This is a genomic window from Micromonospora sp. NPDC005707 (assembly GCF_040631005.1).
Classification (GTDB): Bacteria; Actinomycetota; Actinomycetes; order Mycobacteriales; family Micromonosporaceae; genus Micromonospora.
In genome coordinates this window covers 39645-63477 of record NZ_JBEXYR010000005.1, presented here as the reverse complement: position 1 = coordinate 63477, position 23833 = coordinate 39645, and the positions used below count along the sequence as shown (strand labels likewise).

Below are 23833 nucleotides of genomic sequence, written 5' to 3'. Positions count from 1 at the left end.
CGGTGTACGAGCGGATCGACACCGATACGGTCGGGGCATGACCGAGCCCGTTCACCTGGCCGAGACCCGGGCCGCGTACGACACGGTCGCCGTCGACTACGCCGCGCTGGTCACCGCCAAGCTGCCGGAGCTGCCGCTGGACCGGGCGCCGCTCGGCGCCTTCGCCGAACTGGCCCGCGCCGCCGGTGGACGGGTGGCCGACATCGGCTGCGGCCGCGGCCACGTCACGGCCCACCTGGCGGCCCTCGGCGTCGACGCGTTCGGCGTCGACCTGTCGCCGCGGATGGTCGCGCTGGCCCGGCGGGCGTACCCCGGGTTGTGCTTCGAGGTCGGCTCGATGACCGCGCTGGACCTGCCCGACGGCCGGCTGGGCGGGGTGCTGAGCTGGTGGTCCATCGTGCACCTGCCGCGCGAGCTGCTGCCCCGGGTGTTCGCCGAGTTCCACCGGGTGCTCGCACCCGGCGGCCACACGCTGCTCGGCTTTCACGGGGGCGACGACGAGCACGTCCGCCGCGACCGGGCCTACGGCCACCCGGTGTCGCTCGACGTGCACTTCGCCCGCCCGGAGGGGATCACCGGGCTGCTCGCGGCGGCGGGCCTCGTGGTCACCGCGACCATGTGGCAAGCGCCGGGGGAGGGGCGGCCGGCCGGCGGCGTACCTGTTCGCCCGCAGGCCCTACGGTGGCCCCGGAGCTATGGCCTAGTTCACAACCTCGGTGCGGCTGGGCTGTCGAATCGGTTGTTCCTCGGCCGTCGGCAGGGTGGAGGCCGGCGCGGGCCGGCCACGAAGGAGGGACAGTCATGCGACTCACCATCACCACGTTCCTGACCCTGGACGGCGTCATGCAGGCCCCGGGCGGGCAGGAGGAGGACCGCACCGGCGGGTTCGACCTGGGCGGCTGGCTGCCGCCGCACTTCGACGAGACGGTCGGCGGGTGGATGGGCGAGACCTTCGAGCGGGCCGAGGCACTGCTGCTCGGCCGCCGCACCTACGACATCATGGCCGCCTACTGGCCGCACGTGACCGACCCGGCCGAGGGCGGACCGGACAACCCCCTGAACCGGCTGCCGAAGTACGTCGCCACCACCCGCGACGACGAGCTGACCTGGTCGGGTTCGCACCGCCTCGACGGCGACCTGGCCGCCGCGATCAGCGAACTCAAGAACCGCCCCGGAGGTGAGCTCCAGGTGCACGGCAGCGGCGCGCTCGCCCGGTCGCTGATGCGGGAGGGGCTCATCGACACGTACCAGCTGCTGGTTTTCCCGGTGGTGCTGGGGCGCGGGCAGCGACTCTTCGCCGACGGCGTGCCTCCGGCGGGCCTGCGCCTGACCGGCACCCGCACCTCCGGCACCGGGGTGACCATGCTGACGTACGACAGCACCGGCGCGCCGTCCTTCGGCAACGTCTGAGCCCGCGGATGTGCGTCGGTCGACGTTGGACGTGGCGCGGTTGGTGTCCCGCCGCCGACCCGCCACGCCCGCGCCGGGATCCCCGGGGCCGGTATGAAGGGGTGCATGGATGCGACCACCCCGCCCCCGGCCGGCGCGGCCTGGTACCGGCAGGCTCCCGTTCGCCTACGCCCGTATGACCCGGACTGGCCGGCGCGGTACGCCGAAGAGGCGGAGCTGTTGCGACACACGCTGCGCGGTTCACTGATCGCGATCGAGCACGTGGGAAGCACGGCGGTTCCGGACCTGGCGGCGAAGCCCGTGATCGACATCCTTGCCGCCGTGCCGAGCCTCGACGAATTTCCAGCGGTCATCGCACCGCTGGAAGGCATCGGCTACGTCTACACACCCGAATCCGAGGCTGACGACCCGAGCCGCCGCGTCTTCCGGAAGGGTCCGCAAGACCCCGCCACCTTCCGGACGCATCACCTGCACGTCACCGAGCACGGTGGCCGCTACTGGCGTCGTCTCATCGCCTTCCGCGACCACCTCCGCTCGCACCCGGAGGACGTCGCCGCCTACCTCGCGCTCAAACAGGGCCTCGCCGCCCGGCACGCTGGCGACCCGGCCCGGTACACCAGGGAGAAGCGGGACTTCGTCAGGGAGATCGAGAGGAAGGCCGGCATTCCGGCCGGGTAGCGGGTGCACCTCCGGCACCGGGTGCCGGGTGGCTGCGGACCACACGCGGACGGCGGCGAACTCTACGCTGGCGCGCATGTCGCGGAGCATGCAGTGATCGACCTGGACGAGCAGCACCACCAGCCGGCGGAGTTGGGCAGCACCACCGCCGACCGCCTCCTGACCGTGCGGCTCGTCGCTGCCTTCGTGGTCGGCGCTGTGCTGGGCGGCCTCGCCGTCGGAGAGTGGCGAGACTCGCGCGCCGAGCAGGAGCGGAACGCCGTGGTCGCTCTCGTCGCCCTACCGGTATCGGCGAACCTGGGAGGCTCGTCCGCCCAGGGATCGGTCGAACTGTCCGGGCAGCTGACGTTGATCAACACCGGCCCGGCGCCCGTCACGGTACGTCAGGTCCGAGCGGAGAGGCCGGGCGTCGTGGTGCGCAGCACGGGAGAAGGGCCGACGTTGCCCCCGGGCGGCACCCGTCAGCTCCTGGTCGAGCTGAACTTCGAGTGTGCGATCGCATTTCAGCCGGAGCCGTTGTCGATACGGTTCTCCGTGGAGAGCGGGGACAAGCAGGTCACGGAAATCGGCTACCCCGTCGCCCTGGTGGGAAGCGACTGGGAGCGCGATGCCCGGAGCATGTGCGCGCCCCACGCATAGCGACAGGGGCCGGCTCGGCCCTACCCGGCCGCTACGGTACCGACGTGACGGACGACGCACGCGTGGTCGAGGTGGTGCCCTACGACCTGGCCTGGCCGGAGCGGTTCGAGGCCGAGCGGCGGCTGTTGTCGGAGGCCCTGCCCGAGGCGCTGAGCGTCGAACGCATCGGCTCCACAAGTGTTCCCGGCCTGGCGGCCAAGCCCATCATAGACATCATGGCGGTGGTGCCGGAGGTCGACGCGGTCGTCGCCAACCTCCGGCCCCTCGAACAGCTCGGGTACGTCTATCGCCCGATGGTCTTCCCCGAGGACAGCGACCACCTGTTCTTCGCCAAGGACACCGCCGGGAAGCGGAGCCAGCACCTCCACGTCTTCGGCGTCGCGTCGCTGGTGCCCCAAGAGAACCGGGTCTTCCGCGCCTACCTCGAGGCCAACCCCGCCGCCGCCCGCCGGTACGAGGCGGCGAAGAGGCGTGCCGCCGAGCTGCATCCCGACAGCCGCGCCCGCTACGGTGCCGCGAAGGAGGAGACGATGACCCAGCTGTTGGCTGAGGCCCGCCTGTGGAACGAGTCCGCTTGGCGGCAGTCCCCGGAGGGCTGACACTTCCACCCGTAGTGCTCACCGACCGATGGCCTGAGCGGTCGGTCAGTTGTCGGTCCTACCGCGGGCTCGATGCGTCTTCCTCGTTCCAAATGGACATGACGTGCCCTTCTCCGTGCTCCTCGGTGACGCGCGACCTCGCCTCATCGGAAGACGTGGCAAGAATGCGCAGGCGGATGCCGGGCTTGTCTTCGATCCAGATCAGGCCGATGTATTCCCGGACCGGCGGGCTCGGGTCGACGCTCACGGCGCTCTCCGTGGGGTTTCGCGAAGTGGGCTTGGCCTAGGGGTGGCCGGGGGTTCTGACAGTAGCCCTCGTGGTGCCTGAGCGAAGGAGGTCGCCCCACCCGATCCCGCTGATCTCCTGGAAGGCCGGGGATTGGGGCGACACGGGCGCGTTCGGCGGCACGAGGAGACGGGTCGGGCCATCCACTAACGTCCGGGTCATGGGAGCCAGGGCAGCGGGGGCGTTTCGTCGGACGGCAATCGAGCGGTCCGATCAGCGCGTCGCCTGGGAACGCACGGACCAGGCGTTCTTCGCTGCCGGTGCGTGTCACGTCCTCGCCTGGGCCTGCCGAGATTCCTACCCCGACCGGCCGATCGAGATTACGGCGGTGCGGCTTGCGGGTGAGGGGCAGGTCGTCCACACCTACGCGGTCTGGGATGGCTGGGCGTTCGACCACTCGGGCTGGAATCCCGAGCCGCTTCTGTTGTCGGTCAACACCGACTTCGAAGGCCACCCACTGGAGGGCGTCAAGATCACGAACAGTCTCGCGGAATTCTGCGCGGAGCAGCACCACCGCATGCCGGACCAGTACTGGCATGACCCGCTCCCTCGCGCGCGCGACTACGTGAGCCGATACACCCCGCCCTGGGCGTAGCGCCGCCGGCCGACAGCGGGCGGGACTGCGGTGATGCGGTCTGCACGGCCCGTTAGGGTCGCGAGATGGGTCATGACCGCGAGCATGGCGTGGAACGACCCTTGGCCGGGGGCCGCTTGACGGCCGGTGTGGTCCGGGTCGGAGACACGGTCCGTCGCCCGGCCTCGCCTGCGTCGCGTTTCGTGGCGCGGCTGCTGGTTCATCTCGCCAAGACGGGCTTCGACGGCTGCCCTCAGCACCTGGGGTGGGACCAACACGGCCGCGACATCCTGTCGTTCGTGCCCGGCCACGTTCCTCCACGATGGCGGCATTTCACCGACGATCAGGTCGGACAGGCCGCGACGCTGCTGCGACGACTGCATGACCGCACGCGTGAGCTGGCGTCCGGTCTCGGGGGTGAGGTGGTGTGCCATCACGACCCCGGTCCGAACAACACGGTCTTCCGCGACGGTCGGCCGGTGGCGTTCATCGACTTCGACTTCGCGGCGCCCGGCCTCCCGTTGGAGGACGTGGGGTACATGGCGTGGGCCTGGTGCATCTCGTCGCGACCCGACCGGGGACCCGCGACAGAACAGGCCCGGCAGGTGCGGATCCTGGCGGACGCCTACGGCTTGAGCCCGGCGGACCGTGGCCGCCTACCAGCCGCGATCCGCGAGCGCTTACGTCGCAATGAGGCGTTCTGGCGGGACATCCTCGATGACCAGGCGGCCTCCGTTCCCCGCGCACGCTCTGCCGAAGTGCTCGCCTGGACCCGACGCGAACTCGCCTACCTCGAGGTGAGCCAGGAGACGTTCGTTGCCGCACTATGGTGATCGTCCCGACCGGGAGCGCGAAGCCGCTGGCCTGCGGTGACGGTGGTGCGCCCGCAGGATCCGAACCTGCGGCCTTGGCGGGGTTCTGCCGCCGGAGAGGATGACATGACGACGCAGCGCACGGTGTTGGTCATTCCGGGCAGTGGTGGCTGCTGGCACGTTCCCCACCAGTTGTTCGCCGTCGATGCCGCACGGATGCGCGGCGCGCAGATGCACCACATGTCATGGAGCGGTGATGTTCCACCAGACCCGGAGGCACGGGGACCGTGGGCAGTTGAGCAGATAACGGCGGCGCTTTGTGGACTACCCGAGCCGTTGATCATTGCCCACTCCCTCGGCACCCTCGCCACAGGTCTTGCCGCCGACCACGAGCTGCCGGCGATCTGGATCACGCCGTTGCTGCACCGTTCAGAGGTGGTTGACGGTCTGCGCCGGGCCTGCGCTCCCTGCCTGCTCATTGGCGGCACGGCGGACAGCAGTTGGCGTCCGGAACTTGCTCGCGAGCTGTCACCGCATGTGTTCGAGGTAGCGGGTGCTGATCACGGGCTCCGCGTCCCGGGGCCACTTGCCAGGTCTGCGACGGTGCTGGGTGACATGGCCACGGCGATTGAGGAGTTCCTCGACCGGGTTCTCTGGCCCGCGCCGTCCCATATCCGCTGACCGGCGAATCATGAGATCGAACCGCCCGTCCCGATCCCGTAGCGGTCATGACCCGATCCCACGGACTCAGCGGCGGTGTTCACTCCCAGCCCCCGACACGGCGACCTTCGCGAGACCATGACGGAGCAGGACATGGACCACGGCACCCGCGACGAGATGCTCGGCCGCCTGGCTGAGGCAGTCGGGTCCATCGCCGTCGCACACCCGACGCGGGTTGCCATCGACGGACCGCCCGCCGCCGGCAAGACCACCCTCGCCGACGAACTGGCCGTCGCCCTGCGCACACAGGGCCGCAACGTCATCCGCGCGACGATCGACGATTTCCTCTTCCCGCGGGCGCAGCGCTATCCGCGCGGCGAGTACTCGGCCGAAGGCTGCTATTTCGACACCCACAACTACGACGCGTTGAACCGGGTTCTGCTCGATCCGCTCGGACCAGGCGGAGACCGGCGCTTCCAACACGCGGTCTACGACCGCACCGCGGATGCTGCGGTGTCCCCGCCGGTCACGACTGCCCCCGCCGACGCCGTGCTGGTCTTCGACGGCGTCTTCCTCATGCGCCCGGAGCTGATTGATCGGTGGGACCTGCGCATCTTCGTGTCGACGGCATTCGAGAAGACCGTGGATCGTGCCGCCGTCCGAGACCGCCGGGTGTCATCTCGAGCCGACGTCGAGAGGCGCTGGCGCGAGCGTTACATCCCCTCCCAGAAGCTCTACTTCGCTAAGGTCCGCCCGACCCGTCACGCCGACATCGTCGTGCACAACGACGAGCCCCAGCAGCCGGCCTGGTTCTTCCGTCCAGCGTAGGAACGCCGCTGGCCCCGGACCCGCGGCGTTCCTGCTCGTCTCCGGTGTCTCGCCCCGGACCGTGATGGTGCTCGGTCACAGCCAGATGGGGCTGACCATGAACAGCTACGCCCACGCCCTGCCGGACATCGAGCGGGCCGCCGTGGACGAGGCCGCGAAGCAGCTGTTGGGCTGACCTGGCCGTACGGGAGCGGTGGTGATCGAACTGGCCGGGCAACGCAAAGCCGTTGACCTGCGGTGGGAAGGGTGCGCCCGGCAGGATTCGAACCTGCGGCCTTGGGATTAGAAGTCCCCTGCTCTATCCGCTGAGCTACGGGCGCGCGTCGACGGTGTCGCGCCAAGAGGGTACCGCCGACCCCGGGCTCGCCGGGGGAACGGGTGGGCGCGGCCACGTCCTGCTCAGCGTCCCACGGCCCGGTCGCCGCGGGCATCCCGGATATCCGGGTCACGGGCCACCGCCGCCCGGCCGGTTTGTACCCTCGGCGTCGTGCTGCTCGACCAGGAAACCGAGAACGAGATCGCGTACGAGCTGTGCCAGCTCCTCGGCCGCGCCATCCTGCCCGTGAGCGGGTCGGACGGGCCCGGTGCGCCGGGCACGACCTTCGGCACCGCCTTCTTCTACAGCGAGCTGGTGGGCGCGACCGACGACGGTGAGGTGGTGCACGAGTGGCTGCTCACCGCCTCCGCTACCACCCGGACACCGTACGGGGAGATCGGCCTGCGGCCGAGCCTCACCGAGCCGGCCGAGGCGGCGGCGGAGCCGATCGTGCTGCCCGACTTCGCCGACCGGTGGCTGCACCTGCCGGAGATCGGCCTGGCCGCCATGCCGACGGGCGGGCTGCACGGGCACGCCGAGGACGGGGGCTGGAGCTGGCGTACCCAGCAGGTGACCGACGCGGTCGCCGCGCCGGCCGACGCGGTCGCGCGGGTCGGCGCGGAGCCCGGCTCGGCGTTCGTGCTGGCGCTCGGCCTCGGCGACGACGGGTCGCGGCCGTTGGAGGCGGTGATCGAGCGGGTGGCCCGGGCCGGCGGCGAGGTGCGCGTCACCACCGAGCTGCCGTCCGGGTACGTGGGCGCGCCCGTGTTCGGCGTCGAGGCGCTCGACGGGGAGCTCTCGCTGCGCTGCCTGGGCCTCCTGCTGCCGTCGGAGGGCGGTGGTCACCCGGTCGCGACGTTCGACCGGATCCGGTCGGCCCTGGCGGCCGCGACCGCCGAGTAACGCGGACCGGCCCAGCTCAGCTCTCGGCGGTCGTGCCGGCCGGCTCGTCGGCCGGCCGCCGCGGCGCCGGCGCGGCCGGCTCCGGCTCGGTCGGCCCGGCCCCGAGGAAGCCCTCCGCCCATCGCCCGACCTCCGTGAAGACCTTCTCGCGTACGGCGGGGCCGGACAGGGTCAGGTCGTGCAGCCCGCCGTCGAAGCGGGCCAGGGTCACGTGCCGGCCGAGGCGGGGCGCCCAGCGCACCATGTGCTCCACGTCGAGCACCGCGTCGGCGAGGGTGGCCGAGTCGTGCCACTTCGTGCCCCGGTAGCTGCGGGTGGAGCACGCCAGCAGCACCGGCACGGGGATGTCCAGGCCGGCCCGGAGCTGGCGCTGGCCGGCGCGGATCGCGTTGATCCAGCCGGCCCGCACCGGGAACCCGGCGAGCGGCTTCCAGGCCAGGTCGTAGCGCCACTCGCCGCGGTGGTCGGCGTGCAGGCTCTCGCCGTACACGGTGCCCAGCCCGAAGGGGAGGATGCGCTGCGGCGCCCGGCGGCCCAGCCGGGAGACGGCGGCCGCGAGGGGTCGGCGGACCAGCCAGGGCGCGTTGATGTCGAAGAAGGGGCTGTTCAGGACGATCCCGTCGACCAGGCCGGCCTCGCGGCGGGCGTGCGCCCAGAGCGAGATGATCAGGCCGCCGGTGGAGTGGCCCATGGCGAGCAGGGTGTCGTGCCCGTCGTCCTCGCGGATGATCTTCGCGGCGGCGTCCAGCTCGGGGAAGTAGTCGCTCAGGTCGCGGCAGAAGTTCGGGGTCTGGTGCGGTTGCAGGCTGCGGCCGTACTTGCGCAGGTCGAGCGCGTAGAAGTCCCAACCGCGCTCGGCGAAGAAGTCGGCGACGTGGGTCTGGAAGAAGTAGTCGACGAAGCCGTGCACGTAGAGCACGGCCCGGCCGGTCGGGCGCTCCGCCCGCCGGCGGACCAGGGTCGCGACGACCGGTCCCTCGTCGTCGGTGCCCAGGTCGATGGTCTGCCGCTCGTACGGCGGTCCCAGCACGTCGGGTTCCACGACCGCGACGGTACGCCGCCAAGCTACCCGGCGGTAGCCCCCGCCCCCGCCCGCCGGCACCGGGTGCGGGCGGGGGCGGGGGACGGCCTCAGGCGGTTTCCGCGTCGGCCCGCTCGGCGGCCTGCGCGGGGACACCCTCGGGCTGGTCGATCTCGCGCAGGTGCTTGTTGTGGCGCGGCTCCTGGCGGGTCTTCGCGTCGTTGAGCCGGCGGCGCAGGTCGTCCCGGACGTCGTTGAGCGCGGCGTGCAGGTCCTCCTCGGCGGAGGTGGTGACGATCTTCTGCCGGCCCGCGATCCAGCACTCCAGGGTGACCTTCTGACCCCGGGCGTTCCGGTCCTTGACCGTCACCTCCAGCTCGGTGGCGTCGGCGTGGAACCCGGCGAGCCGGGCGTCGAGGGTCGCGAACTGCTCCGCGATCCAGGTGCGGTCGCCCTGGGAGAACCCGGCGCCGACCCGCAGGCACTCAGCCACGGTCGCGGGGTTCGCCACGGCGCTCATCGCCGGGCCTCGCAGGCGTCTCGGAGAAGCATCGTCGCTCCCTTTCTCTCGGTTGATCAAGTCCATACCCATTCCGGGCGCGTCCGGAACCCGGCCTGCTGATCATGTTCCTTCGCAGGTCAGGGCCATAGGGCCACTGGTCCTAGCAGACGGGGACCTTGATCAGGTGGTTGTCCACAGCCGGCCCGGTCGTCCACAGCCCGGCCGGGGACGGTCGCCCCGCGGCCGGTGCCCGGCCGAGGCTCGCCACACAAGCCGAGTTCCCTTGGGAGGGGCGATGTTCGATACGTACGTCACGATCGTCGGCAACGTGCTGACCGCGCCGGAGTGGCGCCGGACCACCCAGAGCAACACCCTGGTGGCCAACTTCAAGGTCGCGTCGACCGCCCGCCGCCTCGACCGGGAGAGCGGCCGCTGGGTCGACGGCAACAGCCTGCGGGTGCGGGTGAACTGCTGGCGGAAGCTGGCCGAGGGGGTGGCCGCCTCGGTGGCGGTCGGCGACCCGGTGGTCTTGGCCGGCCGCCTCTACACCCGCGACTGGACCGACGACGCCGGCAACCACCGCACCCTCTACGAGCTGGAGGCGGTCGCCGTCGGGCACGACCTGTCCCGGGGCCGGGCCCGGTTCCTGCGCAACCGGCCGAGCATGACGACCAGCACCGTCGAGGACGCCGAGGCGGAGAGCCGGGTGCACGGCGAGGCCACCGAGCCGGTGCCGGTCGGGCAGGCCCCCGCGTCGCTCGACGACCGGCCGTTCGACGACGAGTTCCCGCCGCCCGGTTACGACACCCCGCGGGTCGGGCTCTCCGCCGGGCTGGACACGACGGCCGGCGACCTCGACGAGCTGGCCGACCCGTTCGACGAGCGGCCCGACAGCCCGGCGACCGAGCCGGACGAACTGGCCGCCGAGCCGGACGACCAGCCGGCCGACGACGAGCTGGGCGCCGAGCCGGTCCGCGGGAAGCCGGGCGCCGAGCCGGCCACCGGCGAGCCGGACCCGGCCGGGGCGGCTGCTGGCGTCACCGGGACCGGCCGTGGCCGGCGGGGCCGCGGGCGGGCCCCCGTGCCCGCCTGAGCAGCCCCGGATCGTGCAACGGGGGAGCGGGGTGGCGACGCCGGCGTGGCCACCCCGCCGTACGGCTAGGCTGGCCGGCCGGAGGTGGTGCGGGTGCGGCAGGCGACCGCCATGGCGAACGCGGCGGGACTGGTGGCGGGCTACGCCCTGGACTCGCTGCTCGGCGATCCCCGGCGGTGGCACCCGGTGGCCGGCTTCGGCCGGGCGGCCGGCGCCCTGGAGCGGCGCGTCTACCGACCCGAGCGATCGGCCGGCGCGGCGTTCACCGCGCTCGCGGTGGGGGCTCCGGTGCTGCTCGGGGCGGTGGCCGGCCTCGCCACGCGGCGGCACCCGGTGGCCCGGGCCGCGCTGGTGGCCGCCGGCACGTGGACGGTGCTGGGTGGGCGCACCCTGCGGCACGAGTCGCGGCTGATGGCCCGGGCGTTGCAGTCCGGTGACCTGCCGGCCGCCCGGGGCCGGCTCAACCACCTCTGCGGGCGCGACCCGTCGGCGCTCGACGAGCCGGAACTGGCCCGGGCCACCGTCGAGTCGGTCGCCGAGAACACCTCCGACGCGGTGGTCGCCCCGCTGGTCTGGGGCGCCGTCGCCGGGCTGCCCGGCCTGCTCGGCTACCGGGCGGCGAACACGCTCGACGCCATGGTGGGCCACCGCTCACCCCGCTACGCGCGCTTCGGCACGCCGGCCGCCCGCCTCGACGATCTGCTCAACCTGATCCCCGCCCGGCTGACCGGGCTCCTCACCGTCGCCGTGGCGCCCACCGCGCACGGGGACCGTGCCACCGCCTGGCGGGTCTGGCGACGGGACCGCAACGACCACCCGAGCCCGAACGCGGGCCAGTGCGAGGCGGCGATGGCCGGGGCGCTCGGCGTCCGGCTGGGTGGGCGCAACGTCTACTTCGGACGCGAGGAGACCCGGCCGTTCCTCGGGGACGGGCCCCGGCCCGAGGCGCGGCACCTGAAGCGGGCCGCCCGGATCTCCGGCGCGGTCGGCCTGGCGGCGCTGGGCCTCGCGGCGGCCTACCCGGTGACGGCCGGTCGCCTCGTCGACGCGACCGGCCGCGCCGCCCTGCGCGCCCTCGCCCGGCCGCGACGGGGGAGCGGGCGATGAGCGGCGGGCTGCTGGTCGCCGGGACCACCTCCGACGCCGGCAAGAGCGTGCTCACCGCCGGCATCTGCCGCTGGCTGCGCCGCCGGGGCGTGTCGGTGGCCCCGTTCAAGGCGCAGAACATGTCCAACAACTCGGCCGTGGTGGTCGGGCCGGACGGGCGCGGCGGGGAGATCGGCCGCGCCCAGGCCATGCAGGCCGCCGCCTGCAAGCTCGCCCCGGACCTGCGCTTCAACCCGGTGCTGCTCAAGCCGGGCAGCGACCACGCCAGCCAGGTGGTGCTGCTCGGCGAGGCGGTCGACACGGTCACCGCCGGCAACTACCGGGAGCTGCGTCCCCGCCTCGCCGAGACCGCGTACGCGGCGCTGGCCGAGCTGCGCGCCGAGTACGACGTGGTGATCTGCGAGGGCGCGGGCAGCCCGGCCGAGATCAACCTGCGGGCCGGCGACTACGTCAACATGGGGCTGGCCCGGCACGCCGGCCTGCCCGCCATCGTGGTCGGCGACATCGACCGGGGCGGATTGTTCGCCTCGATGTTCGGCACGGTCGCGCTGCTCGATCCGGCCGACCAGGCCCTCGTGGCCGGCTTCGTGATCAACAAGTTCCGGGGCGACCTCGGGCTGCTCCGGCCGGGGCTGGACATGCTGCACCGGGTCACCGGCCGCCCGACCCTCGGCGTGCTGCCCTGGGCGCTCGACCTCTGGCTGGACGCAGAGGACTCGCTCGCGTACGGGCGGGTGCTCGGCCGGCCGGCGGCCCCTCGGGGCACCGAATGGCTCGACGTGGCGGTGGTCCGGCTGCCCCGGATCAGCAACGCCACCGACGTCGAGGCGCTGGCCACCGAGCCCGGCGTCCGGGTGCGGCTCACCATCGAGCCGGCGGAGCTGGCCGCCGCCGACCTGGTGGTGCTGCCCGGCTCCAAGTCGACCGTGGCCGACCTGGCCTGGCTACGGGAGAGCGGCCTGGCCGACGCCGTCCTGGCGCACGCCGCCGCCGGAAAGCCGCTGCTCGGCATCTGCGGTGGGTTCCAGATGCTGTCCCGGGCCGTCCACGACCCGGTGGAGAGCCGGCAGGGCAGCGTGCCCGGCCTGGGGCTGCTCCCCGTCGAGATCACCTTCGACCCGCGCAAGACGGTCCGGCGCGTCGCCGGCACCGCCGCCGGTGACGTGCCGGTCCACGGCTACGAGATCCACCACGGCCAGGTCTCGGCCGCCGATCCCGGGCTGCCGCCGCTGCTCCGCTACGCCGACGGCACCGGCGAGGGAGCCCGGCTGGGCGCGGTGCACGGCACCCACTGGCATGGCGCCTTCCAGTCCGACGCCTTTCGGCGCCGGTTCCTCAGCGAGGTCGCCGTGCTGGCCGGGCGGACCGGGTTCAAGGTCGCCCCGGACACCTCGTTCGCCGCCGCGCGGGAGCGGACGCTGGACCTGCTCGGCGACCTGGTCGAGGAGCACCTCGACACCGACGCGCTGTGGCGGCTGATCGAGTCCGGCCCGCCCGCGGGCCTTCCGTTCATCCCACCCGGCGCGCCGCCAGCCTGAGCGGGCTCGGCGCGCCCCCGGTGGGAGCAGGCCGGGTGCCGGCGGCCTGAGCGGGACGGGCGCGTCCTCGGTGGGGGTAGGCCGGGCGGCGGCCCGCGGCCCGACCGCGCCGACGGCCTGAGCGGAATGGGTGCGCGTCCCCGGTGGGAGCAGGCCGGGCGGCGGTGGCCCAGACGGGCCGGCGCGCCGGGCGGGTGAGGGGTCAGTAGCGGACGTCGGCGGGGCGGTCGGACATCGGCAGGCCCGCCTCCCGCCAGCCCTGCACGCCGCCGATCATGTCCGTGGCGTGGCGCAGGCCGAGCGCCTGGAGGCCGGCGGCCGCCAGGCTGGAGCTGTAGCCCTGCCGGCACACCAGCACGATCTGCCGGTCGTAGCTGGTCGACTCCGGGATGCGCCAGGCGCTGGCCGGATCCAGCCGCCACTCCAGCACGGTCCGGTCGATGACGATCGCCCCGGGCAGCTCACCCTGCTCGCGGCGCTGCGCCTCGGTGCGCGTGTCGACCAGCAGCGCCCCGGTACGGACCGCCTCGACGGCGTCGTGCGGGGTGAGCCGGCGGAGGCCGGCCCGAGCCTGTTCGAGAAGGGCGTCGACGCCCGGACTCATCACGTCATGGAGCACCTCCCGATGATGCCCACGGCACGGCGGGCCCGCCCGGCGAACGGCCTGCTGGTGCCGCAGGATCCAGCGGACGGGGGACGGCTAACGTCGGCCGGGTGACGGTGGCGGTGGTCGAGGCGTACGCCGGGTTGGCCCGGCGGGTGCTGGCCGGTCCGGCGCGGTTGGGGCGTACCCGACTCGTGGCGGTCGACGGGCCGAGCGGCGCGGGCAAGAGCGTCTTCGCGACGCGCCTCGCGGACGCCCTCGCGGCGCTGCCCGGCGGCGCCCGGCCGCCGGTGGTCCGCACCGACGACCTGCTCGACGGCTGGGACGACCAGCTCACCTTCTGGTCCCGGCTGGAGGAGTCGGTGCTCGGACCGGTCCGCGCGGGACGGCCGGGGGCCTACCGCCGGTACAGCTGGGTGCGCCGGCGCTTCCTGGACCGGCCGGTGCCGGTGCCGCCCGGGCCGGTGCTGATCGTGGAGGGGGTGAGCGCCGCCCGGGCGGCGATCCGGCCGGAGCTGACCCTGTCCGTGCTCGTCACCGCGCCGGCCGGGCTGCGGCTGTCCCGGGCGCTCGCCCGCGACGGCGCGGCGATCCTGCCCGAGCTGCGCCGCTGGCACGCCGGGGAGCGGGCGCACTTCGCCGCCGACGGCACCGGGGCCGCGGTGGACCTGGTGGTCGACGGCGCCCCCGACCTGCCGCACGACGCGGACCGCTACTACGTTCGCCGGTCCGGGTGGGCGGGCTCGGACGGCGAGGCCAGGTAAGGCCGGCATACGATTCCGGTCATGACCACACCGATCATGTCCGAGTCCGAGGTGCGGGCCGCCGTCGAGCGGGAACTGCCCGGCGTCCGTGCCGACCTCGAGCGACTCGTCCGCATCCCGGGCATCGCCTTCGAGGGCTTCGACCACTCGCACGTCGAGCGTTCCGCCGAGGCGGTGGCGGAGCTGCTGCGCGGCTGCGGCCTCGACACGAAGATCGTGCGCTCCGGCGGCCAGCCGGCGGTGATCGGGACGAAGCCGGCGCCGCCCGGCGCGCCCACCGTCCTCCTGTACGCCCACCACGACGTCCAGCCGGTCGGCGACCTGTCGCTCTGGGAGTCCGACCCGTTCGAGCCGGTGGAGCGGGACGGCCGCCTCTACGGCCGCGGCGCCGCCGACGACAAGGCCGGCATCATGGCGCACATCGCCGCGCTGCGCGCGTACGGCGACCAGCTTCCGGTCGGCGTGGTCCTCTTCATCGAGGGCGAGGAGGAGTACGGCTCGGACTCGCTGGAGCAGTTGCTCGTCGCGCACCGCGACGAGCTGGCGTCGGACGTGATCGTCATCGCCGACTCGACCAACTGGGACGTCGGCGTGCCCGCGCTGACCACCTCGCTGCGCGGCATCGTCAACTGCTTCGTGGAGGTGCGCACCCTCGACCACGCCGTGCACAGCGGGATGTTCGGCGGCGCGGTGCCCGACGCGCTCACCACGCTGGTGAAGCTGCTCGCCACGCTGCACGACGACGCCGGGAACGTGGCCGTCGACGGTCTGGTCGGCCGTGAGGGCGCCAGCGTCGACTACCCCGAGGACCGGTTCCGCGCCGAGGCCGGGCTGGTCTACGGCGCGCAGCTCTTCGGCACCGGACGGATCACCGACCGGCTCTGGACCAAGCCGGCCCTCGCGATCCTCGGCGTGGACGCCCCGGCCACCGGGGAGGCGCCGAACGCGCTGGTCCCGGCCGCCAAGGCGAAGCTGAGCGTGCGGCTGGCGCCGGGCGACAACCCGAAGAAGGCGTACGCGGCGCTCATCGCGCACCTGGAGAACCACGCCCCCTGGGGCGCCCAGGTGACGGTGACGTTCGAGCACGACGGCGCGCCCTGTGTCATCGACGCCACGGGGCCGATGTTCGAGGCGGCGCGGGCGGCGTTCCGGGGCGCCTGGGACGGCACCGACCCGGTGGACATCGGCGTGGGCGGGTCGATCCCGTTCATCGCCACCTTCCAGGAGATGTTCCCCTCCGCGGCGATCCTGGTGACCGGTGTGGAGGACCCGCACGCCCGCGCGCACGGGCCGAACGAGAGCCTGCACCTGGGCGAGTTCGCCCGGGTCTGCGTGGCCGAGGCACTGCTGCTCGGGAAGGTCGCCGAGGTGGGCGCGAACCGCCCCTGAGGGTGTCGAAACCGTAACTTCGGGGCCGATGTCGGAGTTTGCGGTGTGTCGGGCGACGGGGTGTTATAGCCTCTCGAACATGCGTACGAACGACGAGATGTCGCGGCTCCAGGCCGCCGTCAGTGCTCTGGGGGACGTCGATGTCTCCGCGTGGCCCGAGGACACGCTCAAGGACCAGCTCGGTGAACTCTCCGCCGTGCTGGTCGCGCTCGACACGCTGCTCACCCGGGTCGCCGACGAGGTGCGCGCCCGCGGCCTCCGCATCGAGGAGCCCGTCTCGGCCTGAGCCGGCCGCCGTTTCGCCGATCGTGGAGAGTTGACGCCCTGGGGGGACGCCGACTCTCCGCGATCGGGAATCGCCCCGGTGTCGGGGGTGGCTGGCAGGATGAGGGACGTGCGCTTCCTTGAGCTGGCGGCCACGTCGGCGGCGGTGGGCGCCACCAGCGGCCGACGGGCCAAGGTGGAGCTGCTGGCCGCCGCCCTGCGGTCGCTCGATCCCGACGAGGTGCCGGCGGGCGCCGGCTACCTGGCCGGCGAGCTGCGGCAACGGCAGACCGGGGTGGGCTGGGCGAGCCTGCGTGACCTGCCTCCGCCGGCCGCCGAGCCGAGCCTGACCGTGGGTGGTGTCGACGCGGCGATCGAGGAGATCGCGGCCGTCGGCGGCGCGGGCTCGCAGGCCCGGCGGCGTGAGCTGCTCGGCCGGCTCTTCGCCGCGGCCACCGCCGACGAGCAGCGGCTGCTGGTCGGCCTGTTTCGCGGCGAGCTGCGCCAGGGCGCCCAGGCCGGCCTGCTCACCGAGGCGGTGGCCCGGGCCGCCGACGTGCCGGTCGCCGCCGTGCGGCGGGCCCTGCTGCTCGCCGGTGACCTGCGGGCGGTGGCGGTCGCGGCGCTGGCCGGCGGGGCGGCCGCACTGGCCGGGTTCGGGCTCCAGGTGGGCCGCCCGCTCGCCCCCATGCTGGCGCAGAGCGCGCCCTCGGTCGACGAGGCGCTCACCGCCACCGGCATCCCGGCGGTGGTCGACGTCAAGCTCGACGGCATCCGCATCCAGGTGCACCGGTCCGGCCGGGACATCGCGGTCTTCACCCGCAGCCTCGACGACATCACCGGCCGGCTGCCCGGGGTCGTGGCCGCCGTCCGCGCGCTGCCCGCCCGCGAGCTGGTGCTCGACGGCGAGGCGATCGGGCTGGACGCCGAGGGCCGGCCGCTGCCCTTCCAGGAGACCTCCAGCCGGGCCGCCCGGCGGATCACCCCGAGCACCACCGGCGGGACACCGGTGGCGCCCGCCGTGCTCGCCGCGGCCGAGCGCACCGGCGAGACGGTGCTGACTCCGTACTTCTTCGACCTGCTGCACCTCGACGGCGTCGACCTGATCGACCTGCCCGGCCGGGAGCGGTGGGCCGCGCTGGCCCGCGTGGTCGACCCGATGCTGCTGGTCGGCCGGGTCGAGGTGGACGACCCCGAGCAGGCCGCCGCGGCGTTCGCGGCGGCGGTCGACGCCGGCCAGGAGGGGGTGGTGGTCAAGGATCCCGCCGCGCCCTACGACGCCGGCCGGCGCGGCGCGGCCTGGGTCAAGGTGAAGCCGCGGCACACCCTCGACCTCGTGGTGCTCGCCGTCGAGTGGGGCAGCGGCCGCCGGCAGGGCTGGCTCTCCAACCTGCACCTGGGCGCCCGGGACCCCCGCACGGGCGAGTTCGTCATGCTCGGCAAGACGTTCAAGGGGCTCACCGACGAGCTGCTGCGCTGGCAGACCGAGCGCTTCCTCGGGCTGGCCGTGGAGAAGGGTGACTGGGTGGTCCGGGTCCGGCCGGAGCAGGTGGTCGAGATCGCCTTCGACGGGGTGCAGACGAGCAGCCGCTACCCGGGCGGGATGGCGCTCCGCTTCGCCCGGGTGATCCGCTACCGGGACGACAAGACCGCCGCCGAGGCGGACACCATCGACGCGGTCCGGGCCATCCACGCCGGCCGGGTCACCGGCTGACCCGGCGGGCCGGAGGCGGCGCGGGCACCTCCGGCGCGCGGTTCAGGCGACCGACAGCGACCGGGCGTAGTTGACCTGGTTGTTGATCTGCTGCACCTGGAACTGGTCGGCCACCGGGATCCGGGCCACGTACTGGTAGCCGCCGTTGGTCACCGTCACCTGCACGGTGCCGTGGTGCCGCGTCTCCTTGATCAGCAGGAAGAGGAGGCTGAACACGGTCAGGCAGAAGAAGCCCAGGACCGCGGCGACCACCGCCCAGGTGGCCACCTTCTCCTCCTTCTGCCAGTGGTCCATCACGTGCCAGGAGGCGCCGGCGAGCGGCAGGACGCCGGCCGGGGTGCGGATCACCGGCGGCGTCACCATGATCTCGCCGATCTGCACGGCCACCACCGACTGCGCCGGCGGCAGCGGACCCGCCGGCAGAGCGGGCGGCGCGGAGAACTGCGCGGGTGGCGCGGAGAACTGCGCGGGTGCCGCCGGGAACTGCGCGGCCGGCGCGGGGAACTGCGCGGGTGGCGCCGGGAACTGCGCGGTCGCGGGCGGCGCGGAGAACGGGGCGGTGGCCGGCGGAGCGGCGAACTGCGGGGCCGCCGGTGGCGCCGGGGTCGCGGCCGGCGCCGGGAACTGCGCGGTGGTGACCGGGGGATCCGCCGGTGGCGCGGCCAGCGCCGGGAACCGCTCGGTGGGCGGCGCGCCGGCCGGCGGCATGGCGGCCCACGGGTCGTACGTCGCCGGGGTCGGGGGCTCGGCGGCCAGCGGCATCGTGGGATCAGGGGTCACCGCGACCCCCCACGGTTCACGATCATGGGCGGACCCTACAGCGTCCCCGTCGCCCGGTGTGCCCGCCGAAGGTCCGGTCCGGACGCCTCGACCGGCTCAGGCGGAGGCCGGCTCGGCCGCCCGGTCCACCGGCTCGCGCGGCCCGTCCAGGCCGGCCAGCCGGCGCGCCTCGCGGCGGGCGACCCAGCCGTAGCCGACCAGGCTCATGGCGGCGAAGAGCCACCACTGCACCACGTAGCCGAAGTTCTGCCAGTTGTTGGTGTGCCCGATCGGCACCGCCTGGAACGCCGGGTCGGCGGCCGGCGTCTGCTGGTCGAGCAGCACGTAGCCGCCGGAGACCGGGTAGGGAAGCTGCTTCGCCAGGCGGGGGATGCTGATCCGTCGGGTCTCCAGCTTGCCGTCGCGCCGGTCGACCGCGCCGCCGCCGCTCTCGCTGGACACCAGCCGGCCGGTGACCGTCACCTCGCCGGCCGGCGCGGCCGGCACCTCCGGCTGGGTGGTGGCGTTTCCGCCGGGGACGGGCGGCACCCAGCCGCGGTCGACCAGCACGGCGCTGCCGTCGGCGAGGACCAGCGGGGTGAGCACCTCGAAGCCGACCTTGTTGTCGACGGTGCGGCCGCGGACCAGGACGACGTTGGCGCTGTCGTACCGGCCGGTGGTGGTGACCCTGGTCCAGGTGAGCCGGTCGGCCGGGGCCGGGCCGGTGGTGCCCGGGCCGCCGGTCGGGGCCGGCAGGGCGTCGCGCAGCGGCGCGGGTGCCATGGTGGCGCCGGCGTCGATCCGCTCGTTGATCGCCGTCCGGCCCCGGTAGCGGTCCAGCTGCCAGTTGCCCAGGAACACCATCACCGCGGCCGCGACCAGGGTCAGCGCGAGATAGCCGAGCCAGCGCGGGGTCAGCAGGAACCGGTACACGTTGGCCAAGGCTACCCGTATGAGCGGCGCCACTGGCCCGCACCGGGCCGGAACGGGCCGGTCGCCGGCCGCCGCGCGTCGGTCGGGGCGGGTATGGTCACGCGGGCGGAAACCACCCCAGAGCAGGAGTCGATGATGACCGTCGTGCCGCGCGTCGTGCTGAGCGCGCCCTCCTCGGGGCACGGCACCGGTGCCCTCTCGCTCGGCCTGCTCGCGGCCCTCGCCGACCGCGGGCTGGACGTGGCCGGGTTCAAGATCGGGCCGGACCAGGTCGACGCGGCCTACCTGGGGCTGGCCGCCGGGCGGCCGGGGCGCAACCTCGACCCGCGGCTGGTCGGCCCGGAGCGGATCGCCCCGCTGTTCGCGCACGGCGCCGCCGACGCGGGTTTCGCGCTGGTCCAGGGCACCATGGGGCTCTACGACTCGATCGCCGGCCGGCCGGAGACCGAGTCCACGGCGGCCGTCGCGACCGCGCTGCGCAGCCCGGTGGTGCTGGTGGTCGACGTGGCGGCGATGGGCCAGTCGGTGGCCGCCCTGGTGCACGGCTTCCGGGCCTACGACGAGCAGCTCTGGCTGGGTGGCGTGATCCTCAACCGGGTGGCCTCGCCCCGGCACGAGGCGATGCTGCGCGAGGCGCTCGACGACGTGGGGGTGCCGGTCTACGGCGCGCTGCGCCGGCACGAGCTGCCCCCGGTGCTGCCCGCCCGCCGGCACGGCCTGGTGCCCGTGGTCCAGCGCGACGCCGAGGCCCAGCGGGCGGTGCGCCGCCTCGGTGAGGCGGCCGCCGCCACGGTCGACCTCGACCGGCTGCTGGCGCTGGCCCGGTCCGCCCCGGAGCTGGCCGCCGCGCCGTGGTCGCCGGAGCCGGCGGGTCCGCCGACCGGGGAGCGGCCGGTGGTAGCGCTGGCCGGCGGCCCGGGCGGCAGCTACAGCCACCCGGAGACCGCCGAGCTGCTGCGCGCGGCCGGCGCCGAGGTGGTCACCGTCGACCCGCTGCGCGACGAGTCGCTGCCCGCGGGCACCCGCGCGCTGGTCGTCGGCGGCGGGCTTCCGGAGACGTACGCGGAGCAGCTCTCCGCCAACCGCCGGCTCTGCATCGCGGTGGCCGAGCTGGCCCGCACCGGCCGTCCCGTGATCGCCGAGGGGGCCGGCCTGCTCTGGCTGGCCCGGGAACTCGACGGCCTGCCCATGTGTGGGGTGCTCGACGCGGTCGGCGCCAGCCGGGACGGCGTGGTGGTCGGCTACCGGGAGGCGACCGCGGCCGTCGACAGCGTGGTGGCCCCGGCCGGCACCACGGTGGTGGGGCACAAGCAGCACGCCGCGGTGCTCACCCCGCGGGCGGGCGAGCGGGCGGCCTGGCGCTGGGAGGGCGGCGCCCCGGAGGGCTTCGTGTGGCGGGGGGTGCACGCCTCGCAGCTCGTGCCGCACTGGGCCGCGTACCCGGAGCTGGCGGCCCGGCTGGTCGCGGCGGCCGTGGCCCCCGCGGAGGCTCCGGCGTGATCGGGCAGGTGGCGGTGCGCCGGTTCCCGGCGCTGACCGTCTCCACCCCGCGCACCGAGGTGCGCCAGCTCGTCGCGGCGGACGCCGAGGCGGTCGACGAGGTGTTCGCGGACCGGCAGACCCAGCGCTGGCTGCCGCTGGCCGACGCGTCGGGGCAGATCGACGGGCGGGCCTGGTGCACCGAGCTGGCCCGGCAGCGCCGGGACAGCGGCGAGGGCGACCACTGGGCGGTGATCCGCCGCGAGGACCGGCGGGTGATCGGCTGCCTCTGGACCCGCCGCACCGACTGGGGCGCCCGGCTGACCGAGGTGTCCTACGCGATCGCCCCGCACGCCCGGGGCTACGGGCTGGCCGCCGAGGCGGTGGACGCGGTCGCCATCGCGCTGATCCTGGAGCACGGCTTCCAGCGCGTCGAGCTGCGGGTCGCCCCCGGCAACGTCGCCTCCCGCCGGGTGGCGGAGAAGGCCGGCTTCAGCTACGAGGGCCTGCTCCGCAACGCCGGTTTCGTCCACGGCGCCCGGGTGGACCTGGAACTCTGGTCCTTCGTGAGCGCCGACCTCCGCTGACCCGCACTGGCCCCGGGACGGAAGTTGATCAAGAGGTTTGCGTCGGGAATCGAGGGACTCCGCGCGCAAACCTCTTGATCAACTGGCCCGGGCGCACCCCCGGGCGGTTCGGGGAGGGTCAGCCGACTATCTGGTCGGACGGTGGGGTGAACTGGCGGGTGGGTTGGCCCTTCAGGGCGTCGCGCAGGGTCATCGCCACCGCGTTGACCGGCACCTGGGACAACCCGTCACCCACCGCGTTGAACGGGTTGTCCGGGTCGGCGATGAAGCTCGCCGCGGCCAGTTCCGGGGTGTAGCCGGCGAACCAGGCGGACCGGGTGCTGTCGGTGGTACCCGTCTTGCCGGCGACCGGGCGGCCGACCGTGCCCCGCACGCTGTCCGCGGTCGACCAGCCGCCGCAGCCCCCCTTGGCCGGGGTGTCGCCGGTCGGGCAGCGGGCCGCGTCGGTGGCCGCCCGGGCCGCGTCGGCGCTCACCACCTGCCGGCAGCGCGGCTTGGCGACCTCCCGCTGGACCCCGCCCGGAGTGCGGTACGTGGCCGGCGTGCCGTCCCGGTTCATGATCGAGTTGACCGGGATCGCCTCGCAGTACCGGCCGTCGGCCGCGACCGCGGCGTACGCGTTCGCCACCTCCAGCGGGGTGGCGTCGGAGACGCCCAGGGTGAAGGCGCCCCACTTGTTCGCCTTGTCCGGCGCGGCGTGCTCGCGGTCCACATCGGTACGCCAGCGCAGCCCGAGCTGCTCGGCCAGGCGTACTCCCTTCTCCGCGCCGACCTGCTCCTCCAGCTGTACGAAGAAGGTGTTCACCGACTTGCCGAAGCCGGACCACATGGTCTGCACGCCGGTCATCGCGCCGCTGGCGTTCGAGGGCGCCCACCCGTCGTAGACCTTGGACTGGTAGCGGTACGGCGAGTTGATGGTGTCGGAGAGCTTCGTCCCGGAGTTGAGGGCGGCGAGCATCGTGAACATCTTGAACGTCGATCCGGCCTGGTACCCGGGGAGGGTGCCCCCGCCGAGCAGCGGCGCGACCGTGTTCGGATAGTTCGCCTTGATGTTCGGGCCGGCCTCCGGGTTGGAACTGTTCGGGTTCTCGCTCAGGTCGAGCGAATAGTTCCGGTTCACCGCCATCGCCTTGATCCGACCGGTGCCCGGCTCGGCGACCACGATGCCGTTGGCGAACGGGCTGCCCGTGCCGTCCTTCGCGCCCACGTTCTTCTCCGCCGCCGCCTGGATCTTCGGGTCGAGGGCGAGCACGATGCGATAACCGCCGCGGCGCAGCTTGTCCATCCGTTCGAGCCGGTTCTCCCCGAACGCGGGCTGCGCGCTCCACCAGTTCTTCAGGTAGTCGCAGGCGAAGCCCCAGGTGCGGTACTGGTTGTTGATCGAGGCGCAGTCGTTCGGCGGGTCGGTGAGCCGCAGCTTGATCGGCTCGGCCTTCGCCGCCGCCGCCGCGTCCGGCGAGAGATAGCCGAGGCGGCTCATGTTGTCGAGCACGTAGTTGCGCCGGGCGGTGGCGTCCTTCTGGTCGGAGGTGATCGGGTCGTACTCCGAGGGGGACTTGACCAGGCCGGCGAGGGTGGCCGCCTCGACCGGGGTGAGGGTGGCCGGGGTCTTGGAGAAGAAGATCTGCGAGGCCGCGTAGATCCCGTACGCCCGGTGGCCGAAGTAGGCCGAGTTGAGATAGCGCTCGAGGATCTGCTCCTTGCTGACGTGCTTCTCGATGTCCAGCGCCATGCGCATCTCCTTGACCTTGCGCAGGCTGGTCTGCTGGGTGGCCTCCTGGACCTCCTTCGGCGTCTTCGCGCTGTCCCGCAGGGCCATCCGGACGTACTGCATCGTGATCGTCGAGGCGCCCTGGGAGACGCCGCCGGACCGGGCGTTGGACACGAAGGCGCGGGCCACGCCCTTCGGGTCGACGCCGTGGTGCTGGTAGAAGCGGTTGTCCTCGGCGGCGACGATCGCCTGCTGGATGTTCGGCGACATCTCGTCGATCTTGGTGTACTGCCGGTACTCCTCGTAGAACATCGTCAGCACGGTCTTGCCGTCCGGCGCGTACAGGTACGAGGTCTCGGCGGGCAGCGCGGTCTTGAGGATGTTCGTCTTCTGCTCCACTGCGTGTGCGGTGGCCTTGGCCCCGATGCCGGTGACGGCGGCCAGCGGATAGGCCGCGGCGGCGACCACGATGCCGGCGATGAGTCCGGCGCGGAGGAGGGGCACGGCACGACCAGCGGAGGCAAGGGGTCGGTTGCTCACATGGTCAAGCTATGACATTTCCGATTCGGAAATGAGAAGAATTCATAAACGGGCGAGGGGGTTCAGCGGTGGTGACGCGGCCCACGCCGGGATGCGCTGTCCCGGGCGGCGGCTTCCCGGCAG

At 73.6% G+C, this 23833-nt stretch carries 26 protein-coding genes and 1 tRNA gene; 19 read left to right on the top strand and 8 right to left on the bottom strand.

Annotation, left to right across the window (positions count from 1 at the left end; translation table 11 throughout):
* The first annotated feature begins 37 nt into the window (after positions 1 to 37).
* The 5 genes from ABZ452_RS10790 to ABZ452_RS10770 all read left to right on the top strand — a co-directional run bounded on the left by ABZ452_RS10790 (position 38) and on the right by ABZ452_RS10770 (position 3326).
* Positions 38 to 829 (top strand): class I SAM-dependent methyltransferase, encoded by a 792-nt coding sequence (locus ABZ452_RS10790; protein ID WP_357941204.1) that lies wholly within the window; start codon positions 38 to 40, stop codon positions 827 to 829.
* Complete coding sequence (locus ABZ452_RS10785; RefSeq protein WP_357941202.1) at positions 802 to 1410, top strand: dihydrofolate reductase family protein; 609 nt, start codon at positions 802 to 804, stop codon at positions 1408 to 1410. The genes ABZ452_RS10790 and ABZ452_RS10785 overlap by 28 nt, the downstream gene beginning before the upstream one ends.
* A gap of 105 nt (positions 1411 to 1515) precedes the next feature.
* Positions 1516 to 2088: a GrpB family protein gene (locus tag ABZ452_RS10780; protein WP_357941200.1), complete on the top strand. Its 573-nt coding sequence runs from the start codon at positions 1516 to 1518 to the stop codon at positions 2086 to 2088.
* A 93-nt stretch (positions 2089 to 2181) separates the two neighbouring features.
* Positions 2182 to 2727: a hypothetical protein gene (locus tag ABZ452_RS10775; RefSeq protein WP_357941198.1), complete on the top strand. Its 546-nt coding sequence runs from the start codon at positions 2182 to 2184 to the stop codon at positions 2725 to 2727.
* 44 nt (positions 2728 to 2771) lie between these two features.
* On the top strand, positions 2772 to 3326 hold the full coding sequence (locus ABZ452_RS10770) for a GrpB family protein (protein ID WP_357941195.1): 555 nt from the start codon (positions 2772 to 2774) through the stop codon (positions 3324 to 3326).
* 58 nt (positions 3327 to 3384) lie between these two features.
* On the opposite strand, the gene ABZ452_RS10765 is transcribed toward ABZ452_RS10770, so the two are convergent.
* Entirely contained in the window at positions 3385 to 3573 is a 189-nt protein-coding gene (locus ABZ452_RS10765; protein WP_357941193.1) for a hypothetical protein, read from the bottom strand.
* A 199-nt stretch (positions 3574 to 3772) separates the two neighbouring features.
* Here ABZ452_RS10765 and ABZ452_RS10760 point away from each other — a divergent pair, with 199 nt between their 5' ends.
* The 4 genes from ABZ452_RS10760 to ABZ452_RS10745 all read left to right on the top strand — a co-directional run bounded on the left by ABZ452_RS10760 (position 3773) and on the right by ABZ452_RS10745 (position 6486).
* On the top strand, positions 3773 to 4207 hold the full coding sequence (locus ABZ452_RS10760) for a hypothetical protein (protein WP_357941191.1): 435 nt from the start codon (positions 3773 to 3775) through the stop codon (positions 4205 to 4207).
* A 65-nt stretch (positions 4208 to 4272) separates the two neighbouring features.
* Positions 4273 to 5019, top strand: a complete 747-nt coding sequence (locus ABZ452_RS10755) for a phosphotransferase (RefSeq protein ID WP_357941189.1) — start codon at positions 4273 to 4275, stop codon at positions 5017 to 5019.
* Positions 5020 to 5124: 105 nt separating this feature from the next.
* Positions 5125 to 5679: an alpha/beta hydrolase gene (locus tag ABZ452_RS10750; RefSeq protein ID WP_357941187.1), complete on the top strand. Its 555-nt coding sequence runs from the start codon at positions 5125 to 5127 to the stop codon at positions 5677 to 5679.
* Between the two features lie 132 nt (positions 5680 to 5811).
* Positions 5812 to 6486, top strand: a complete 675-nt coding sequence (locus tag ABZ452_RS10745) for a cytidylate kinase family protein (RefSeq protein ID WP_357941969.1) — start codon at positions 5812 to 5814, stop codon at positions 6484 to 6486.
* Positions 6487 to 6733: 247 nt separating this feature from the next.
* Here the strand turns inward: ABZ452_RS10745 and ABZ452_RS10740 are convergent.
* Positions 6734 to 6806, bottom strand: a tRNA-Arg gene (locus ABZ452_RS10740).
* A gap of 167 nt (positions 6807 to 6973) precedes the next feature.
* Here ABZ452_RS10740 and ABZ452_RS10735 point away from each other — a divergent pair.
* The gene (locus tag ABZ452_RS10735; RefSeq protein ID WP_357941185.1) at positions 6974 to 7705 is read left to right on the top strand and encodes a hypothetical protein; all 732 of its coding nucleotides are present in this window, start codon (positions 6974 to 6976) and stop codon (positions 7703 to 7705) included.
* 16 nt (positions 7706 to 7721) lie between these two features.
* Here ABZ452_RS10735 and ABZ452_RS10730 read toward each other — a convergent pair whose 3' ends face one another.
* Positions 7722 to 8747, bottom strand: coding sequence for an alpha/beta hydrolase (locus tag ABZ452_RS10730; protein ID WP_357941183.1), 1026 nt, complete (start codon positions 8745 to 8747; stop codon positions 7722 to 7724).
* A gap of 88 nt (positions 8748 to 8835) precedes the next feature.
* Positions 8836 to 9246 carry an HPF/RaiA family ribosome-associated protein gene (locus tag ABZ452_RS10725; protein ID WP_357941181.1) on the bottom strand — a complete coding sequence of 137 codons (411 nt, stop codon included), beginning with the start codon at positions 9244 to 9246 and terminating at the stop codon, positions 8836 to 8838.
* A 277-nt stretch (positions 9247 to 9523) separates the two neighbouring features.
* Between ABZ452_RS10725 and ssb the strand changes: the two genes are divergently transcribed.
* From ssb to ABZ452_RS10710, 3 genes are all read left to right on the top strand, one after another.
* Positions 9524 to 10321, top strand: a complete 798-nt coding sequence (gene ssb / locus ABZ452_RS10720; RefSeq protein ID WP_357941179.1) for a single-stranded DNA-binding protein — start codon at positions 9524 to 9526, stop codon at positions 10319 to 10321.
* Between the two features lie 93 nt (positions 10322 to 10414).
* Positions 10415 to 11428 (top strand): cobalamin biosynthesis protein, encoded by a 1014-nt coding sequence (locus ABZ452_RS10715; RefSeq protein ID WP_357941177.1) that lies wholly within the window; start codon positions 10415 to 10417, stop codon positions 11426 to 11428.
* Positions 11425 to 12966: a cobyric acid synthase gene (locus ABZ452_RS10710; protein WP_357941175.1), complete on the top strand. Its 1542-nt coding sequence runs from the start codon at positions 11425 to 11427 to the stop codon at positions 12964 to 12966. The genes ABZ452_RS10715 and ABZ452_RS10710 overlap by 4 nt, the downstream gene beginning before the upstream one ends.
* Positions 12967 to 13168: 202 nt before the next feature.
* Here the strand turns inward: ABZ452_RS10710 and ABZ452_RS10705 are convergent, their stop codons facing one another.
* Positions 13169 to 13570 (bottom strand): rhodanese-like domain-containing protein, encoded by a 402-nt coding sequence (locus ABZ452_RS10705; protein WP_357941967.1) that lies wholly within the window; start codon positions 13568 to 13570, stop codon positions 13169 to 13171.
* Between the two features lie 110 nt (positions 13571 to 13680).
* Between ABZ452_RS10705 and ABZ452_RS10700 the strand changes: the two genes are divergently transcribed.
* The 4 genes from ABZ452_RS10700 to ABZ452_RS10685 all read left to right on the top strand — a co-directional run bounded on the left by ABZ452_RS10700 (position 13681) and on the right by ABZ452_RS10685 (position 17701).
* Positions 13681 to 14334 carry a hypothetical protein gene (locus tag ABZ452_RS10700; protein ID WP_357941173.1) on the top strand — a complete coding sequence of 218 codons (654 nt, stop codon included), beginning with the start codon at positions 13681 to 13683 and terminating at the stop codon, positions 14332 to 14334.
* Between the two features lie 36 nt (positions 14335 to 14370).
* A complete protein-coding gene (locus ABZ452_RS10695) occupies positions 14371 to 15723 on the top strand; it encodes a dipeptidase (RefSeq protein ID WP_357941965.1) in 1353 nt (450 codons plus the stop codon).
* 79 nt (positions 15724 to 15802) lie between these two features.
* Positions 15803 to 16009: a hypothetical protein gene (locus ABZ452_RS10690; protein WP_151464953.1), complete on the top strand. Its 207-nt coding sequence runs from the start codon at positions 15803 to 15805 to the stop codon at positions 16007 to 16009.
* A gap of 99 nt (positions 16010 to 16108) precedes the next feature.
* Entirely contained in the window at positions 16109 to 17701 is a 1593-nt protein-coding gene (locus ABZ452_RS10685) for an ATP-dependent DNA ligase (RefSeq protein ID WP_357941171.1), read from the top strand.
* Positions 17702 to 17743: 42 nt separating this feature from the next.
* Here the strand turns inward: ABZ452_RS10685 and ABZ452_RS10680 are convergent, their stop codons facing one another.
* Both ABZ452_RS10680 and ABZ452_RS10675 read right to left on the bottom strand, forming a co-directional pair.
* Positions 17744 to 18481, bottom strand: a complete 738-nt coding sequence (locus tag ABZ452_RS10680; protein ID WP_357941169.1) for a hypothetical protein — start codon at positions 18479 to 18481, stop codon at positions 17744 to 17746.
* Between the two features lie 96 nt (positions 18482 to 18577).
* A complete protein-coding gene (locus ABZ452_RS10675; RefSeq protein ID WP_357941167.1) occupies positions 18578 to 19393 on the bottom strand; it encodes an SURF1 family protein in 816 nt (271 codons plus the stop codon).
* Positions 19394 to 19528: 135 nt separating this feature from the next.
* Between ABZ452_RS10675 and ABZ452_RS10670 the strand changes: the two genes are divergently transcribed.
* Positions 19529 to 20893, top strand: a complete 1365-nt coding sequence (locus tag ABZ452_RS10670; RefSeq protein WP_357941165.1) for a cobyrinate a,c-diamide synthase — start codon at positions 19529 to 19531, stop codon at positions 20891 to 20893.
* Positions 20890 to 21459: a GNAT family protein gene (locus ABZ452_RS10665; RefSeq protein ID WP_357941163.1), complete on the top strand. Its 570-nt coding sequence runs from the start codon at positions 20890 to 20892 to the stop codon at positions 21457 to 21459. The genes ABZ452_RS10670 and ABZ452_RS10665 overlap by 4 nt, the downstream gene beginning before the upstream one ends.
* A gap of 118 nt (positions 21460 to 21577) precedes the next feature.
* On the opposite strand, the gene ABZ452_RS10660 is transcribed toward ABZ452_RS10665, so the two are convergent.
* On the bottom strand, positions 21578 to 23710 hold the full coding sequence (locus ABZ452_RS10660; RefSeq protein ID WP_357941160.1) for a transglycosylase domain-containing protein: 2133 nt from the start codon (positions 23708 to 23710) through the stop codon (positions 21578 to 21580).
* Between the last annotated feature and the right edge of the window lie 123 nt (positions 23711 to 23833).

What these genes read in the sequence shown, in the direction of transcription:
- ABZ452_RS10790 (WP_357941204.1), top strand. Translation starts at nt 38, where the DNA reads ATGACCGAGCCCGTTCACCTGGCCGAGACCCGGGCCGCGTACGACACG.
- ABZ452_RS10785 (WP_357941202.1), top strand. Translation starts at nt 802, where the DNA reads ATGCGACTCACCATCACCACGTTCCTGACCCTGGACGGCGTCATGCAG.
- ABZ452_RS10780 (WP_357941200.1), top strand. Translation starts at nt 1,516, where the DNA reads ATGGATGCGACCACCCCGCCCCCGGCCGGCGCGGCCTGGTACCGGCAG.
- ABZ452_RS10760 (WP_357941191.1), top strand. Translation starts at nt 3,773, where the DNA reads ATGGGAGCCAGGGCAGCGGGGGCGTTTCGTCGGACGGCAATCGAGCGG.
- ABZ452_RS10755 (WP_357941189.1), top strand. Translation starts at nt 4,273, where the DNA reads ATGGGTCATGACCGCGAGCATGGCGTGGAACGACCCTTGGCCGGGGGC.
- ABZ452_RS10750 (WP_357941187.1), top strand. Translation starts at nt 5,125, where the DNA reads ATGACGACGCAGCGCACGGTGTTGGTCATTCCGGGCAGTGGTGGCTGC.
- ABZ452_RS10745 (WP_357941969.1), top strand. Translation starts at nt 5,812, where the DNA reads ATGGACCACGGCACCCGCGACGAGATGCTCGGCCGCCTGGCTGAGGCA.
- ABZ452_RS10725 (WP_357941181.1), bottom strand. Translation starts at nt 9,246, where the DNA reads ATGAGCGCCGTGGCGAACCCCGCGACCGTGGCTGAGTGCCTGCGGGTC.
- ssb (WP_357941179.1), top strand. Translation starts at nt 9,524, where the DNA reads ATGTTCGATACGTACGTCACGATCGTCGGCAACGTGCTGACCGCGCCG.
- ABZ452_RS10710 (WP_357941175.1), top strand. Translation starts at nt 11,425, where the DNA reads ATGAGCGGCGGGCTGCTGGTCGCCGGGACCACCTCCGACGCCGGCAAG.
- ABZ452_RS10705 (WP_357941967.1), bottom strand. Translation starts at nt 13,570, where the DNA reads ATGAGTCCGGGCGTCGACGCCCTTCTCGAACAGGCTCGGGCCGGCCTC.
- ABZ452_RS10695 (WP_357941965.1), top strand. Translation starts at nt 14,371, where the DNA reads ATGTCCGAGTCCGAGGTGCGGGCCGCCGTCGAGCGGGAACTGCCCGGC.
- ABZ452_RS10690 (WP_151464953.1), top strand. Translation starts at nt 15,803, where the DNA reads ATGCGTACGAACGACGAGATGTCGCGGCTCCAGGCCGCCGTCAGTGCT.
- ABZ452_RS10685 (WP_357941171.1), top strand. Translation starts at nt 16,109, where the DNA reads ATGAGGGACGTGCGCTTCCTTGAGCTGGCGGCCACGTCGGCGGCGGTG.
- ABZ452_RS10670 (WP_357941165.1), top strand. Translation starts at nt 19,529, where the DNA reads ATGACCGTCGTGCCGCGCGTCGTGCTGAGCGCGCCCTCCTCGGGGCAC.